Annotated in this window: 13 protein-coding genes and 1 tRNA gene; 8 read left to right on the forward strand and 6 right to left on the reverse strand. The window is 69.9% G+C overall.

What is annotated here, in order from left to right; genetic code table 11:
- Nucleotides 1–90: 90 nt before the first annotated feature.
- On the reverse strand, nt 91–1110 hold the full coding sequence (locus AC07CM_RS04995; protein WP_478874943.1) for an MraY family glycosyltransferase: 1020 nt from the start codon (nt 1108–1110) through the stop codon (nt 91–93).
- A 194-nt stretch (nt 1111–1304) separates the two neighbouring features.
- Between AC07CM_RS04995 and AC07CM_RS05000 the strand changes: the two genes are divergently transcribed.
- A complete protein-coding gene (locus AC07CM_RS05000; protein WP_478874944.1) occupies nt 1305–3572 on the forward strand; it encodes a (Fe-S)-binding protein in 2268 nt (755 codons plus the stop codon).
- 75 nt (nt 3573–3647) lie between these two features.
- Here AC07CM_RS05000 and AC07CM_RS05005 read toward each other — a convergent pair whose 3' ends face one another.
- Nucleotides 3648–3974 carry an antibiotic biosynthesis monooxygenase family protein gene (locus tag AC07CM_RS05005; RefSeq protein WP_478874945.1) on the reverse strand — a complete coding sequence of 109 codons (327 nt, stop codon included), beginning with the start codon at nt 3972–3974 and terminating at the stop codon, nt 3648–3650.
- 109 nt (nt 3975–4083) lie between these two features.
- On the opposite strand from AC07CM_RS05005, the gene AC07CM_RS05010 reads away from it, so the two are divergent.
- The 3 genes from AC07CM_RS05010 to AC07CM_RS05020 all read left to right on the forward strand — a co-directional run bounded on the left by AC07CM_RS05010 (nt 4084) and on the right by AC07CM_RS05020 (nt 8125).
- Nucleotides 4084–5361: an FG-GAP repeat domain-containing protein gene (locus AC07CM_RS05010; RefSeq protein ID WP_478874946.1), complete on the forward strand. Its 1278-nt coding sequence runs from the start codon at nt 4084–4086 to the stop codon at nt 5359–5361.
- Nucleotides 5362–5558: 197 nt separating this feature from the next.
- Nucleotides 5559–7031: a VCBS repeat-containing protein gene (locus AC07CM_RS05015; protein WP_478874947.1), complete on the forward strand. Its 1473-nt coding sequence runs from the start codon at nt 5559–5561 to the stop codon at nt 7029–7031.
- A gap of 68 nt (nt 7032–7099) precedes the next feature.
- Entirely contained in the window at nt 7100–8125 is a 1026-nt protein-coding gene (locus tag AC07CM_RS05020; RefSeq protein WP_478874948.1) for a Yip1 family protein, read from the forward strand.
- Nucleotides 8126–8191: 66 nt separating this feature from the next.
- Here AC07CM_RS05020 and AC07CM_RS05025 read toward each other — a convergent pair whose 3' ends face one another.
- Together AC07CM_RS05025 and dcd are read right to left on the reverse strand one after the other, a co-directional pair.
- On the reverse strand, nt 8192–8689 hold the full coding sequence (locus tag AC07CM_RS05025; protein ID WP_478874949.1) for a phosphoribosyltransferase: 498 nt from the start codon (nt 8687–8689) through the stop codon (nt 8192–8194).
- A 12-nt stretch (nt 8690–8701) separates the two neighbouring features.
- Nucleotides 8702–9277: a dCTP deaminase gene (dcd, locus tag AC07CM_RS05030; protein ID WP_478874950.1), complete on the reverse strand. Its 576-nt coding sequence runs from the start codon at nt 9275–9277 to the stop codon at nt 8702–8704.
- A gap of 525 nt (nt 9278–9802) precedes the next feature.
- On the opposite strand from dcd, the gene AC07CM_RS05035 reads away from it, so the two are divergent.
- Nucleotides 9803–9876: transfer RNA gene (locus AC07CM_RS05035), tRNA-Gly, on the forward strand.
- A 126-nt stretch (nt 9877–10002) separates the two neighbouring features.
- Here AC07CM_RS05035 and AC07CM_RS05040 read toward each other — a convergent pair.
- Nucleotides 10003–10911, reverse strand: a complete 909-nt coding sequence (locus AC07CM_RS05040; RefSeq protein ID WP_478874951.1) for a serine/threonine-protein kinase — start codon at nt 10909–10911, stop codon at nt 10003–10005.
- Between the two features lie 116 nt (nt 10912–11027).
- On the opposite strand from AC07CM_RS05040, the gene AC07CM_RS05045 reads away from it, so the two are divergent.
- The 3 genes from AC07CM_RS05045 (at nt 11028) to AC07CM_RS05055 (ending at nt 13097) form a co-directional block, all read left to right on the forward strand.
- Nucleotides 11028–11549 (forward strand): RNA polymerase sigma factor, encoded by a 522-nt coding sequence (locus AC07CM_RS05045; RefSeq protein ID WP_478875321.1) that lies wholly within the window; start codon nt 11028–11030, stop codon nt 11547–11549.
- Nucleotides 11550–11562: 13 nt separating this feature from the next.
- Entirely contained in the window at nt 11563–12309 is a 747-nt protein-coding gene (locus AC07CM_RS05050; RefSeq protein WP_478874952.1) for a hypothetical protein, read from the forward strand.
- Nucleotides 12310–12446: 137 nt separating this feature from the next.
- Nucleotides 12447–13097 (forward strand): hypothetical protein, encoded by a 651-nt coding sequence (locus AC07CM_RS05055; RefSeq protein ID WP_478874953.1) that lies wholly within the window; start codon nt 12447–12449, stop codon nt 13095–13097.
- On the opposite strand, the gene AC07CM_RS05060 is transcribed toward AC07CM_RS05055, so the two are convergent.
- Nucleotides 13078–14391 (reverse strand): protein kinase domain-containing protein, encoded by a 1314-nt coding sequence (locus AC07CM_RS05060; RefSeq protein ID WP_478874954.1) that lies wholly within the window; start codon nt 14389–14391, stop codon nt 13078–13080. The two genes, AC07CM_RS05055 and AC07CM_RS05060, sit on opposite strands and share 20 nt — an antisense overlap.
- Nucleotides 14392–14625: the final 234 nt, after the last annotated feature.

The raw sequence follows: 14625 nt of genomic DNA on the forward strand, positions 1-14625 counted from the left end.
GATTCCTCCAGCTGACTTGAGTGGAACAGGCTCAAGTGTGCATGAGGAGATTCGATGGGTCAACAGACCTGAGTCGTACGGACTCAAGTCTTATCCGTTCCTTATACGCAACTGGCCGCTGACCTGCGTCGATGTATCCCGTCGGGGCGACTGGACAGGGATGCGAAGGAGTACGAGGACGGCGAAGACCACCCCGCCGACCACCCACAGCACGGCCCCGTCGCCACTCCACCCGGTGTGCACGAGCACCCCCACGAGTACCGCGGAGAAGGAAGCCGCACCCAGCAGCACGACGGCTCCCGGCGGAGTGAGCCCGAGCCGCCGCAGCCGGTGCGCGAGATGGTCCGGGCCCCGCCTCAGCAGCGGCCGGCGGGCCACCATACGCGCGAGGACCACGAGCACGAAGTCGGCGAGGGCCACGGCACCGAGGGAGAACAGCACGCCCGCGCTCGGCCCGAGCCCGTACCCCGCGCGCGTGAAGACGGCGGCGGAGGAGAGCAGGAACCCGGTGAACAGCGACCCGCAGGCCCCCATACCGACCCGCGCCGGATGCCAGTTGTGCATCAGGAAACCGGTCAGGGCGGCGGCGAACACGCTGAGCAGCACGGCGAGCCCGTCCATCACCTCGGCGGCGGCACAGACTCCCGCCCCGAACGCGGTGACGACCCCGACCGTTCCGGCCAGCCCGTCGGCGTGGTCGAGCCCCCGGAAGGCGAGGGAGGCGAAGACGATCCACCCGACGGCGAGGATCCCGCCCCCGACGCCCGTCTCGTCGTACGGCACCACGCAGGCCGCCGCCACCACCGTGCCGGCGACCAGTACCCGCGACCGCAGCCGCCACACGTCGGCGACCAGGCCCAGCGCGGCGACCCCGGCACCCGCCACGAGCAGCTCCCCGACCCCGTCCCCCAGCGGGGCGACCCGGGTCCACTGCCCCACCCAGGCGACCAGGCAGGTGATGACCACGACGGCCGCCCCTCCGAGCACCGGCAGGGGCCGCTGCCACCGCCGGTCGACGATGCCCGCGCGCAGGGCGGGCACCCGGAGCAGCGCCGCCAGCAGGGCGGTGAGGAGGAGGGCGGCGGAGGCCGCGGCGATCCCGTAGAGCACGGCTCTAAGTTAGGCGTGAAAGTAGCAAATCGGTATGAATAACACGATCCGATTGCCCGTGCGACTCAGGCTCCCCTCAGCGACCCAGATCACCTCGCGCGTGGCTACAGTGCGAGGAAGGATGCGGGTAGTCTCAGACGGACTGCATAAGTTACCGCTTAGTAATCTCCCTCGCAGGCCCGAGGAGCCCCGAAATGCAACTCGCCGCGATCATCGTGTCGCTGGTTCTGATCGTGGTTGGTGTGGCCCTGTTCGCCCGCGCCATCCTGCAGATCTACAACTTCATGCGGCTCGGCCAGAACGTGCCCGCGGGCACCCGCACCGACGAGCCCGTGCAGCGCACCGTCACCGTGGTCAGGGAGTTCCTCGGCCACACCCGGATGAACCGCTGGGGCATCGTCGGTGTCGCGCACTGGTTCGTGGCGGTGGGCTTCTTCTCGCTGCTGCTGACGATCGTCAACGCCATCGGCCAGCTGTTCCAGGCCGACTGGCTCCTGCCGGTCATCGGCGAATGGGCCCCGTACAACGTCTTCGTCGAGTTCATCGGCACGATGACCGTGCTCGGCATCCTGGCACTGATCGTCATCCGCCAGCTGAGCCACCCGCGCAACCCGGGCCGCAAGTCCCGCTTCGCCGGCTCCAACTTCGGCCAGGCGTACTTCGTCGAGGCCGTCATCCTCATCGTCGGCGTCTGCATCTTCATGCTGCACGCGCTCGAGGGCGCCCAGCACCACGTGGACGCCTACGAGGCCTCGTTCTTCATCTCGTACCCGGTGGTCTCGTGGCTGAAGGGCCTGGACGTCTCCACGCTCCAGAACCTCACCTACTTCTTCGCGGGCCTGAAGATCGCGACCTCCTTCATCTGGATGATCACGGTCGCCCTGAAGACCGACATGGGCGTCGCCTGGCACCGCTTCCTCGCCTTCCCGAACATCTGGTTCAAGCGGAACGCGGACGGCGGGACCTCGCTCGGCGCGCTGCTGCCGATGACCTCCGGCGGCAAGCCGATCGACTTCACCGACCCCGGTGACGACGACGTCTTCGGCGTCTCCCAGGTCGAGCAGTTCTCCTGGAAGGGCCTGCTGGACTTCTCCACCTGCACCGAGTGCGGCCGCTGCCAGTCGCAGTGCCCGGCCTGGAACACCGGCAAGCCGCTCTCCCCGAAGCTGCTGATCATGTCGCTGCGCGACAACGCCCACGCCAAGGCGCCCTACCTGCTCGCCGGGGGCGGCAAGACCGTGGAGGGCGAGGAGAAGGCCTCCGAGGAGCAGCTGGCCGGAGTGCCCGCCGCGGCACTGGCCGAGGCCGAGCGCCCGCTGATCGGCACCGCCGAGGAGAACGGCGTCATCGACCCGGACGTCCTGTGGTCCTGCACCACCTGCGGCGCCTGTGTCGAGCAGTGCCCGGTCGACATCGAGCACGTCGACCACATCGTCGACATGCGCCGCTACCAGGTCATGATCGAGTCCGCGTTCCCGTCCGAGGCGGGCACGATGCTCAAGAACCTGGAGAAGAAGGGCAACCCCTGGGGCCTGGCCAAGAAGCAGCGCCTGGAGTGGACCAAGGAGGTCGACTTCGAGGTCCCGGTCGTCGGCAAGGACATCGAGGACCTCACCGAGGTCGAGTACCTCTACTGGGTCGGCTGCGCCGGCGCTCTGGAGGACCGCGCCAAGAAGACCACGAAGGCCTTCGCCGAACTGCTGCACATCGCGGGCGTCAAGTTCGCGATCATGGGCGGCGACGAGAAGTGCACCGGTGACTCCGCCCGCCGCCTCGGCAACGAGCCCCTGTTCCAGGAGCTCGGCATGGAGAACGTGGCCGCGCTGAACATGGCCTTCGGCGAGGATGACGAGGACGAGTCGACCAGGAAGCCGAAGTCGGCGAAGAAGATCGTCGCCACCTGCCCGCACTGCCTCAACACGCTCGGCAACGAGTACCCGCAGCTCGGCGGCGACTACGAGGTCATCCACCACACCCAGCTGCTCCAACACCTGGTCGACGAGGGCAAGCTGATCCCCGTCACGCCGGTCGAGGGCATCATCACCTACCACGACCCGTGCTACCTGGGCCGCCACAACAAGATCTACACGCCCCCGCGCGAGATCATCGGCAAGGTCCCGGGCCTGCGCAACGAGGAGATGCACCGCCACAAGGAGCGCGGCTTCTGCTGCGGCGCCGGCGGCGCCCGGATGTGGATGGAGGAGCGGATCGGCAAGCGCATCAACAACGAGCGCGTCGACGAGGCCCTCTCCCTCAACCCGGACATCGTCTCCACCGCCTGCCCGTTCTGCCTGGTCATGCTCACGGACTCCGTGAACGGCAAGAAGAACGACGGCAAGGCCAAGGAGTCCATCCAGGTCGTGGACGTCGCCCAGCTGCTTCTCGACTCCGTCAGGACGCCGGTCGATCCGGCGGGCGAGACGGAGACCGAGAGCGAGCCGGAGCCCGAGCCGGTGAAGTGACCGGCCCCTGAAAAGCCGACGGCGCCCCCTGACCCGCACAGGCAGGGGGCGCCGCCGTATGTCCGCTCCTGCGCCCTAGGCGCCCTTCGGACCGGCCTGCTGCACCACCTCGAAGGACCACAGCGTGGACCCGGAGGCGGCGGGCCTGGGCCGCTCCCCGCCCTCCCCGGTGCCCTGGTGGGCGGACTTCATCGGCCCCTCCATCCAGGCCTGGAACGACTCCTCGTCACGCCAGCGCGTGTAGACGAGGTAGGTGTCGGTGCCCTCCACGGGGCGCAGCAGCTCGAACCACTCGAAGCCGTCGGAGTTCTCGACCGCGTGGGCCCGCGAGGCGAACCGCTTCTCCAGCACGTCCCGCTGCTCGGCAGACACGCTCAGCACGTTGATCTTCACTACGCTCATGCCACCATCCTGACCCACGTCACATCCGTCCGGGCCTTAACACCCGTCTCGAACACGTGCATCATTGGCAGGTTGTTGTGCGACGGTGACGGTGCGGACGGAGTGGACGGTGCGCGTGCGAAGAGGCGGGATCCGTACGGCGGCACTCTGCGGCACCCTGCTCCTCGCCGCCTGCGGTCCGACCACCCCCGACGCCGGCCCCACCCGCGTCGCCGACGCCCCCGCCCGCCTCCCCGTCCCGCACGGCAAGGGCAGCAGGATCCCCGACGACTTCAACGGCGACGGCCACCGCGACCTCGTCCTCAACGACCTGGTCAAGGAAGACAGCCACGCCGACGACGCGGGCATCGGCATCGTCTACGGCGGCCCCCACGGACTCACCCCCGGCGCCCGGCAGCTGCTCAGCCCGAAGAAGCAGGCCGCACCCACCAAGGGCCGGCTCCCGGCCGTCTTCGACGCCGAGGAGAGCTGCGACTTGGACGGCGACGGCTTCACCGACCTCATCGTCTCGACCGACCCGCCCTACGACGGCCAGGGCCGGCCCCCGGTGCCGCTGCAGATCCTCTTCGGCTCCCCGGCCGGACCGACCGGCCGCGCCGTCCAGCTCGCCGTACCCGCCCGCGCCCGCTTCGGCAACGACTGGCCGGACCAGCCCGTGTGCGGCGACTACGACGGGGACGGCAAGGCGGACCTGGTGCTGCACGCGTCCGCGGGCAGGCTGACGTACCTGCGCGGCCCGTTCAGCCGCCAGGGCGCCCCGCACGCGGCCGGCGCGCCCCTGCCCTCCCCCGGCGAGGTCCCCGTAGGGCCGTCCGCCGACGTGAACAAGGACGGGTACGCCGACCTCGTGGTCCGTGCGGGCGAAGGCGCCGGCAAGGCGGCGGTCGTCCTCGGCGGCCCCACCGGTCCCGCGCGCACCGGCACCCTGCTGCCCGCCGGCATCGACGTGGCCCTCGGCCGCTTCGGGCGGGGCGGGGCCCTGGACGCGGCCGTCGGCGCCATGGGGGAAACGTCCCTGCGCTACGACCTCCCGGCCCCCGCCACGCCGGCCACCCTCGCTTCACCCGGCTCGATGCTCGACACCGCCGACTTCGACGGCGACGGCCGCGACGAACTCGTCTCCAGCGGCTCCCGGCTGCGCGTGCTGCGCGCCGGTACGGCCGGCCTGTCGGCGAAGGACGCGGTGACCGTCGTACCGACCGCGACCGGCACGACCCGCGTCCTCACCGCCGCCGACTTCGACGGGGACGGGCGGGCGGACCTGGTGGTGCGGACGTACCGGGGCGAGACGAAGGACACGGTCGCCGTGTACCGGGGCACGAAGCGGGGGCTGGTCGAGGCGAAGCCCGCGGTGACCTTCTCCAGCTCCGAGTTCCTGGTGGGTTAGCTGTCGGTCCGCCCGCCGCCACAGCGTTCTCGAAGGTTTACCGAACTCACGTACAACCCTTACGCCCCGGCGCTGGTCTCCTGATCGCCGAACGCTCCGTGAACCGTGGGACAACCCACGACGAACAGGGAGCGTCCGCACCCCATCGACTGTGGATGCCCGCCAGGCATCCCCCGCATGCCGCAGGAGAAACCCGCATGCACAAGCCTCTGCGACTCGCCCTCGCGACGGCCACCGCCGCCGCTCTGACGGGCGGGCTGCTCACGTTCACGGCCGTGACCGCCACCGCCGCGGACTCCACCAAGGTCCCGCAGGCCGACTTCAACGGCGACGGAGTCGGCGACGTCGCCTTCTCCGCCGACGGCGCCTACGTGAGCGGCAAGAAGGCCGCCGGCCAGCTCGTCGTCCTCTACGGCTCCGCCTCCGGCGTCTCGTCCGCCAAGCGCTCCACGATCAGCCAGAACACCTCCGGCACCCCCGGCACCGCCGAGTCCGGCGACCACTTCGGCGGCGAGACCGCCTACGCCGACTTCAACGGCGACGGCTACGACGACATCGCGGTCAGCGCCTCCGGCGAGGACGTCGGCAGCGACACCGACGGCGGCACCCTCGCCATCCTCTGGGGCTCCGCCTCCGGCATCACCGGCAAGGGCGTCACGGTCGCCGACCCCGCACCCTCCGGCCACGACTTCTGGGGCAAGAACCTCGCCGCCGGCGACTTCGACGGCGACGGGAAGGCCGACCTCGCCGTCGGCAGCTCCGCCGCCACCATCTACGTCCTCAAGGGCGGCATCAACGCCTCCGGCGTGCCCGGCGGCAAGTACACGGTCAAGCCGCCGATCATGGGCACCGACGCGCTCGGCCCGCTCAACCTGACCGCCGGCGACATCAACAACAGCGGACAGACCGACCTCGTGGTCGACGGCTTCGAGACCGACACCGACTACGGGTGGAACCGCAACTGGTACATCCCCGGCGGGGCGAACGGCCTGCACATGTCCGAGGCCGAGACCCTGAAGCCCGGCGTGATCACCGCGATCGGCGACATCAACAACGACCACTACGGCGACATCGTCAGCGGCGCCTACTGGAACACCACCACCGAGGACGGCACCGCCATCCCGGACTCCGGCAAGGGCGGCAAGGTCTGGGTGACCTACGGCTCCGACGGAGGCCCGTCCAACGCCACCGGCATCACCCAGGACACGGGCAACGTGCCCGGCACCGCCGAGGGCAACGACTTCTTCGGCTACGAGCTCGACCTCGGCGACGTCAACGGCGACGGCTTCCTCGACCTCGCCATCGGCGTGGCCGGCGAGAACATCGGCAGCGCGACGAACACCGGCGCCGTCACCGTCCTCTACGGCACCGCGAGCGGCCTGAACACCACCTCCGGCGCGCAGTTCTTCGCCCAGTCCACCGCCGGCGTGCCCGGCAGCGACGAGAAGGACGACTACTTCGGCCAGGACGTCAAGCTCGACGACGTCACCGGCGACGGCAAGGCCGACCTGCTGGTCGGCTCCCGGGAGAACGCCGCCAACGGCGCGGTGACCTACCTGCCCTCCAGTGGCACGAAGATCGTCACGACCGGTTCCCGCTCGATCTCCCCGAGCACCTCGGGCGTCTCCACGACGGGCACGCCGTACTTCGGCGCCAACTTCGCGGACTGAGCGAACCCGCTCGGCGAGCCCCAAACCGGGGAGAACCCCGGGACGAACCCCTGACGACCCCTTAGGGGATGTCACAGGTCGGCAGCAAAGCCGGGCCCGGACACCCGGGCCCGGCACGTCACTCCCCGGGACCAGGTACGTTCGATGACGTGGCTGGATTCAGGATCGGACGCGGGGGCCGGGACAACCGCACCCCCCAGGGACAGCAGGCTCCGCAGGGACCGTCGTACGGACACAGGCCCGGGCAGGGACAGCCGGGACGCCCGTCGCGCGGACGCGGCCAGGGGCAGCCCGGCGGACCGTCGTACGGCTACCCGTCGGCGCCGCAGCCGCCGTACCCGCAGCAGGGGCAGCCGTACGGCTACCCGGGCGACGACGGCCCGGAGTACTTCGGCGACGGCGGCTACCCGGGCCAGGCCCAGGGCGGCGCCCACGACCCGTACGCGGCCAACAATCCGGGCCACACCCAGGCGTTCTCGGTCGACGAGGCCTCCGGCTACACCCAGGGCGCGACCTACCACGCGGGTTCCGCCGCCCCCTCCGGCCCGATCGGCCCGCCCCTGCACTGGAAGGAACTCCTGCGGGGCGTCATCCTCTCCCCCGACCGGACCTTCCTGCGCATGCGGGACTACACGATGTGGGCCCCGGCCCTGATCGTCACCTTCCTCTACGGTCTGCTCGCCGTCTTCGGCTTCGACGGCGCCCGCTCGGACGCGATCAACGCGACGCTCTCCAACGCGATCCCGATCGTCCTGGTCACGGCCGTGGCGATGGTCCTGAGCGCCTTCATCCTGGGCGTGGTCACGCACACCCTGGCCCGCCAGCTCGGCGGCGACGGCGCCTGGCAGCCCACGGTCGGCCTGTCCATGCTGATCATGTCCCTCACGGACGCCCCCCGCCTGGTCTTCGCCATGTTCTTCGGCGGCGACGCGGGCTTCGTCCAGCTGCTCGGCTGGGCCACCTGGATAGGCGCGGGCGCCCTGCTGACCCTCATGGTCTCCCGCTCCCACGACCTGCCCTGGCCCAAGGCCCTGGGCGCTTCGGCGATCCAGCTGATCGCCCTGCTGTCGATCGTGAAGCTGGGCACGTTCTAGAACCGCCCGGCACACGGAAGGGCCCCCGGCAGTACGGCCGGGGGCCCTTCTCCGTACCCGCCCGTCTCAGGCGTCGAGCACCTGGCCCTCGCGCTTCACGACCGGAGGCAGGACACTCCACGGGAAGTTGATCCACTCGTCGGTGCGCTTCCACACGTACTCGCACTTCACCAGGGAGTGGGACTTCTCGTAGATGACGGCGGAGCGCACCTCGGCGACGGTGTCGAGGCAGAAGTCGCGTACGAGCTTGAGGGTCTTGCCGGTGTCCGCGACGTCGTCGGTGATGAGCACCTTCTTGTCGGAGAAGTCGATGACGTTGGGCACGGGCGCGAGCATGACGGGCATCTCGAGGGTCGTGCCGACGCCCGTGTAGAACTCGACGTTCACGAGGTGGATGTTCTTGCAGTCCAGGGCGTAGGCGAGCCCGCCGGCGACGAACACGCCCCCGCGCGCGATGCTCAGCACGATGTCGGGCTCGTACCCGTCGTCGGCTATGGCCTGCGCCAGCTCGCGGACGGCGGCACCGAACCGCTCGTAGGTCAGGTTCTCACGCACGTCGCTCATGTGCCGTCGCCCTCACACCTGGGTCCGATGGAAGTTCAGGAAGGACCGCGAGGCGGTCGGCCCGCGCTGCCCCTGGTATCGGGAGCCGTAGCGCTCGCTGCCGTAGGGGTGCTCGGCGGGCGAAGTCAGCCTGAACATGCACAGCTGGCCGATCTTCATGCCGGGCCAGAGCTTGATCGGCAGGGTGGCGAGGTTGGACAGCTCGAGGGTCACGTGACCGCTGAACCCGGGGTCGATGAACCCGGCGGTGGAGTGCGTCACGAGCCCGAGCCGCCCGAGCGAGCTCTTCCCCTCAAGGCGCGAGGCGAGATCGTCGGGGAGCGTGATGACCTCGTACGTCGAGGCGAGCACGAACTCCCCGGGGTGCAGGATGAACGGCTCGTCGCCCTCGGGCTCGACCAGACGGGTCAGATCGGCCTGCTCGACCGAGGGGTCGATGTGGGGGTAGCGGTGATTCTCGAACACCCGGAAGAAACGGTCGAGACGCACGTCGATGCTCGACGGCTGCACCATGGATTCGTCGTAGGGATCGATAAGCACCCGCCCGGCGTCGATCTCGGCCCGGATGTCCTTGTCTGAGAGAAGCACGTCCCGAGGATACGCAAGGCGCGCGGAGCCGTGACAATCGTGACGGCTCCGCGCGCCCTCGGCCTGCCGATCGCTACCGCTTCTCCAGGGCGACCGGCACCACACTGCGGAGCCGGGAACACCGTGGACACCTCACGAGCCGACCGGGGCCGAGCCGCTCGGCCTGCTGCATCGGGAACGAAGCGGCGCTGAAGACGTGGCCGTCCGCACAGCGAACGACGGTGCGTTCCATCAAGTCCCTCAAGTCCCTTCCCCAAGAGCCGCATCCGGCTTACTGCCCTGACGACAAAAGCCACATTACGGGATCAAAGAGACGACTCTCCAGGCGGCACTCCGGCCCCACCCGGACCCTCTCCCACCCCTCCACGGTACGCCCCAACTCGGTTCCCCCGCACCGGGATCCCATGCCCGAAACACACCCGGAACGCACCCGGACCCCGCGGTCCGAGCACCGGGGGTCTGCGATGAGGTACAGTGAGCGAGCGTTCGGACATCGACTCCTTTGAGCCGCTCCGTCCGACTTACGCGGGTGTAGTTTAATGGTAGAACATCAGCTTCCCAAGCTGAGAGCGCGAGTTCGATTCTCGTCACCCGCTCCAGATAGAGAGACCCCAGGTCAGTGGCCTGGGGTTTGTTTGTTGCCCGGACCGGTCGGCGGTGGGTGCCAGATCCGCACCATGGTCACGGGCGGCACCTTCTCCGCCACAGGCGGTCATGAGCCGAGCTCAGCGGACCGACCAGGTCAGCGCCGCTGTCACCAGGAACACGGCGACCGCCGCGAGCCCGACCACAAGGCGCGTAGGTCCCGATGATCCGGCCGACGTCCACTCCTCTGCCCCCTGTGACAGCAGCGCGTCCGCGAATGCCTGGGCGGATTGCGGTCGGGACCCGGGTTCAACGGACAGCGCGGCACGAAGCAGTGCGGCGATGCCGTTCGGAACCTCCAGCTCTCCGGGAATCGCCGGCAGCGATGACGCCGACGCCCACTCCGTCGTGGGGTTCGCGCGACCGCCCGGGCCGAACGGCTTGCGTCCGGTGAGCAGTTCGAACGTGACGACACCGAGGGCGTACACGTCGGCTCGGCCGTCGAACCCGCCGGTCTGGAAGGCCTGCTCGGGCGCCATGTACGCGGGAGTGCCCGTGGTCACGGTCAACCCCGACGCGTCAGCCAGCTGCTTCGCGCTGCCGAGGTCCGCGACGAGTACGGCGGCGGGCGTGCGGCCGGCGTCCAGCAGGAGGTTCGACGGCTTGATGTCGCGGTGGACGACGCCTGTGTCGTGGAGCACCTGAACGGCGTATCCGGCCTCGGCCGCCAGATGGAGTGCCTCCGCGGTACGGCAGTGCCCGATCTTCTCGGCGAGCGTGCCGCCTCGGACGTAGTCCATGACGAAGTAGGGGCGGTCGTCCTGGACACCGACGTCGTGAACTCGTACGACACGTGGGCTGGAGATCCTGCGGAGCAGCCTCGCCTCCGCCAGAAAGCGTTGTCGTACATCGGCGTTCGACGCCCAGTTGTCGGCCAGCACCTTGACCGCGACATCCGTGTCGAGCTCGGGATCGTATGCTTTCCAGACGGTGGCGAACGAACCGGCTCCCAGTCTGTCCTCGAGGAGATAACGACCTAGTTTCCGCACGGGGCAGCATTCTGCCCGAGGCATGGGGGCCGGCAACTCGGGTGTGCCCCAGTGGGATTCGGGTCAGGCGCGAACGGGGGCACAGGGTGATCGAAGAGGATGAGCTGACACAGCTGGTGACGTCCGCCCGGGCAGGTGACCGGGCGTCCTTGGACCGCCTCCTCGTGAGGCTTCGCCCCATGGTCATGCGCCGCTGCTCCAGGTTTCTTCCGCACCACGCCGACGCCGAAGAGGCCGCGCAGGACGCCCTGCTGTCCATCAGCACACATCTGCACGAGTACAGCGGGCGGGGCTCGTTCCTCGGGTGGGTGACAGTGATCGCCTCGAACGCCGCCAGGTCCACGTATCGCTCGATGCGCCGGCGCGCGGAGGACAGTCATGCGGTCCTTCCGCAGGGTGTCGACCCCCGGACGACAAGCGTCATCGCGGGGACCCGCCTGGACCTGGTGGAGGCGCTGGCCGCGCTCGAGGAGCGGCATCCGGCCCTGGTGGAGTCCTTCGTGCTTCGCGACCTCGGGGACCTGACCTATATTCAGGTCGCCGAGATCACCGACGCCCCCCTGGGCACGGTCAAGGACCGCATCCATCAGGCTCGTCGTTTCATGCGGGACCGCCTCGGCGTTCAGCTTGACCAGTAGGGGTGGTGCTGCCGTGCGGGCTCGGACGATCGTCGTCATCCTGGCGGTGGCCGTCGGACTCGGCCTGCTGACCGGCCGGTTCGTCCTGCCCGCTCGCTCCGCTCCGGCTACTCCGGCAGTGACGCCGGGCGCTGCGGCGTCCTCGCCGGACAACGGCTCTCCCGCGCCGCAGCCCGCCGAAGGACCCATGACGGCCCGGCACCTGCTGGCAGCGGCCGAGTTCCGGAAGGTCGGCTTCACCAAGCCCATCCACGTGCGCGATCGTGTCGGGGACGGAAACTACGCCAACGCGGCGTGCACCGGAGAGAAGACCCTCAGCGAGACCCTGGGAGGGCCCGACGCGCACTTCCGCGGGTTGATGACGACCAGGGACACGGACGACAGCGACCCCACGCTGGCGCTGAACAGCGACGACCAGGTCGCGCGCGAAGTCGCCGGTGCCGCCCAAAGCCCTTCTCTGGCTCAGAACTTCGCCGAGCGCCTGCTGCTGGAGGAAGTGCCGTGCCAGGAGGAACCCGCCACCCACTGGGTCTACGGGCCGACGCACACGACCGATGTCGCTCCGACCATCACCGCGAGCTGGATGGGTTATTACGACGGTGACCTGAACACCGCGGGGACCGCACCACGGGGCAAGGAGCCGTGTGGGGGCATCGCCATACTCCGCAACGGCTCCCACTACGGGGTCCTGGAGGTTGACACCTGCCTGGACACGGCTGCGATGACGCGGATCGTTCGCGCGGCCGTGACACAGCTCTGAGACCGGCCGAACCCCGCAGAGCAGGGTGAGGTGGATCACATCGATCACGGCGGACCGGCATCCAACATCTCCCGCGGGCCCGGCATCTCCCAGGTGTACGAGGACGCGAACCGCGTCGCGACCAGACAGGAGACGAGATGTTCGACAACCAAGCAGCCGCCCGGAACTTCCCGCGGCGCGGTCGTACCGCAGGGGTGGCGGCCTTCGTCGGTGCCGCCCTGATCGCGGTCGGCATCGGCACGCAGTCCGCTGCCGCCACCGTTGCCGCGCCCGGCCTCGGCTCCGGCAACCTGATGCAGAGCGAGGACTTCTTTCAGCAGGGCCTGGCCCCGGTCGGCGCGACTGTGGACACGACCGGGAAGCAGGCCCTCTCGGCGTGCACCGGCGAGGAGACGATGCGGGCGCTGACCAAGGGGAAGGCCGCCGCCTATGCCGACGTGACCTGGAGCTTCGACACCGGCGGCACCTCGCTGACCGAGTCCGTCGCGGACGGTTCCACCGACACGTCGGCGGCCTCGTACGAGAAGCAGCTCAACAAGATGGTGCGCGGCTGCCAGGACGAGCCGGCCGGCCACTGGCACTACGGCAAGGGGCACGCGATCACCGTCAGGACCGGCGAGGCCAGTTGGTACCCGGCCTTCAGCGGCGACGGCAAGGTCGCCGGCGGTGTCGCGGTGATCCGCAGTGGTCACCGGTTCGGCATGGTCGAGCTCTCCGGTCAGCCCAGCGACGACCCCGGCTACGTGGAAGGCATCGCCGCCACTGCCGTCAACCGGCTGGCCGGCTGATCTTTCCGGGCGGCTTCGCAGCACCGTGGGGCGTGTGGCGGGTGCGGTCGTCCGTGCCCTGGGGGTGGTGCGGAGCCGGCTCACGGGGGCCGGATCCGTGCTGTCGGGCCGGCGCCCGACGCGTCGGGGCTGCCGGGCCAAAGGAGCCCGGGTTCATGGAGACGGGCTCGGGATGAGTTCCGGCGGCCGGACCGGGGGCGTCGAAGGTCCTGGCGGGGAGCTGGTCCTGATGGGACTCGACCGACGGGGCGGCACTGCTGCTGCCTCCGGGACTCGCCGTGCCGGAGCGCGGGTGGGCGGCGGTCCGCGTCGTATCGGCGCGGTCGTCGCCGTTTCCGCCGCCGCCCTGGGTGATGCCGAGAGTCGTCCCCAGGGCCACGGAGAGTGCTGCCAGGGTGGTCCCCACCACCATGCGGCGGTTGTGCCGTGGGCTGCCCGGAAAGCGGGACCGGATGACCGCCATCGCCTGCGTCCGTATGGGCTCGTCGGCGCAGGGGTGAGCGGCGCCTCGTACGGGAAGGCGGGACTCGGTGGGCACCGGGAGCGGCGGCGGGTACGGGGCGCTCCCGGCGTCGAGCGAGGACAGGACCTGCGCGCACCGCTCGGCGTCCGGGCGTGCCTCAGGGTCCCGGTCGGTCATGGCCTGCAGGAGGGCCGCCAGGGCCGGGCAGAGCCAGGTCGGGATCGTGGGCGGGCGGTGGAGGCGGGCGATCGCCGCCTCCAGCGGGGAGCCCTGGTATTCCAGTTCGCCCTTCAGACATTCCAGCAGGACCAGGCCCAGCGCGTAGACGTCCGTGGCCGACCCGACCCGCCTTCCCTCGACCTGCTCGGGCGCCAGATAGGCAGCGGTGCCTGTCAGCACGTCAGGTGCCGTATGACGGGTGGCGTTCGTCATGCGTGCGATGCCGAAATCGGCCAGGTGAGGGTCGCCGTCCGCGTCGAGCAGTACGTTCGAGGGTTTGACGTCGCGGTGCACGATGCCGGCCCGGTGAACGTGGGCGAGCGCCCGCGCGAGAGCGGTGCCCAGCTCGGCCACGCGCCGCTGGGGCAGCGCTCCGCGTGCCAGGAGGCCACGCAGTGTGGGGCCGTTGACCAGTTGCATGACCAGGAAGGCGCGGTCGTCGTGGCGGCCGGTGTCGTAGACGGTGACGAGTCCGGGGTGCTGCAGGCGGGCGAGGAGGACGGCCTCCACAGCGAGCCGGTCCTCCGTCTGTGGGTCGGAGCCCGGCCGGAAGACCTTGACGGCGACGGGCCGTCGAAGGCGCGTGTCGAAGCCCTCGTGGACGTCGGCCATGCCACCCGATCCGATCTTCCCGCCCAACCGGTAGCGGCCGGACAGGACATGGACGGGCTGCGAACCAGCCGAAACCGGCGCGTGAGCCGGCAGGGCTGCTGATCGGCGGACCTTCATCTGGTTCTCCGTTGCTGTCACCGCGTACCGGACTCGATCGTGGGCCGTACTGCGCGGCGGGTACCCCGAGGTCGTGCCGGATATCCGGACGAAGGCGGCGCCTCGACGACGTCCGGG

The organism is Streptomyces sp. NPDC044061, from assembly GCF_056434305.1.

Coding starts and splice junctions, on each gene's coding strand:
- AC07CM_RS05000 (WP_478874944.1), top strand. CDS start 1,305: ATGCAACTCGCCGCGATCATCGTGTCGCTGGTTCTGATCGTGGTTGGT.
- AC07CM_RS05005 (WP_478874945.1), bottom strand. CDS start 3,974: ATGAGCGTAGTGAAGATCAACGTGCTGAGCGTGTCTGCCGAGCAGCGG.
- AC07CM_RS05015 (WP_478874947.1), top strand. CDS start 5,559: ATGCACAAGCCTCTGCGACTCGCCCTCGCGACGGCCACCGCCGCCGCT.
- AC07CM_RS05020 (WP_478874948.1), top strand. CDS start 7,100: ATGTCACAGGTCGGCAGCAAAGCCGGGCCCGGACACCCGGGCCCGGCA.
- AC07CM_RS05025 (WP_478874949.1), bottom strand. CDS start 8,689: ATGAGCGACGTGCGTGAGAACCTGACCTACGAGCGGTTCGGTGCCGCC.
- AC07CM_RS05055 (WP_478874953.1), top strand. CDS start 12,447: ATGTTCGACAACCAAGCAGCCGCCCGGAACTTCCCGCGGCGCGGTCGT.
- AC07CM_RS05060 (WP_478874954.1), bottom strand. CDS start 14,391: ATGGCCGACGTCCACGAGGGCTTCGACACGCGCCTTCGACGGCCCGTC.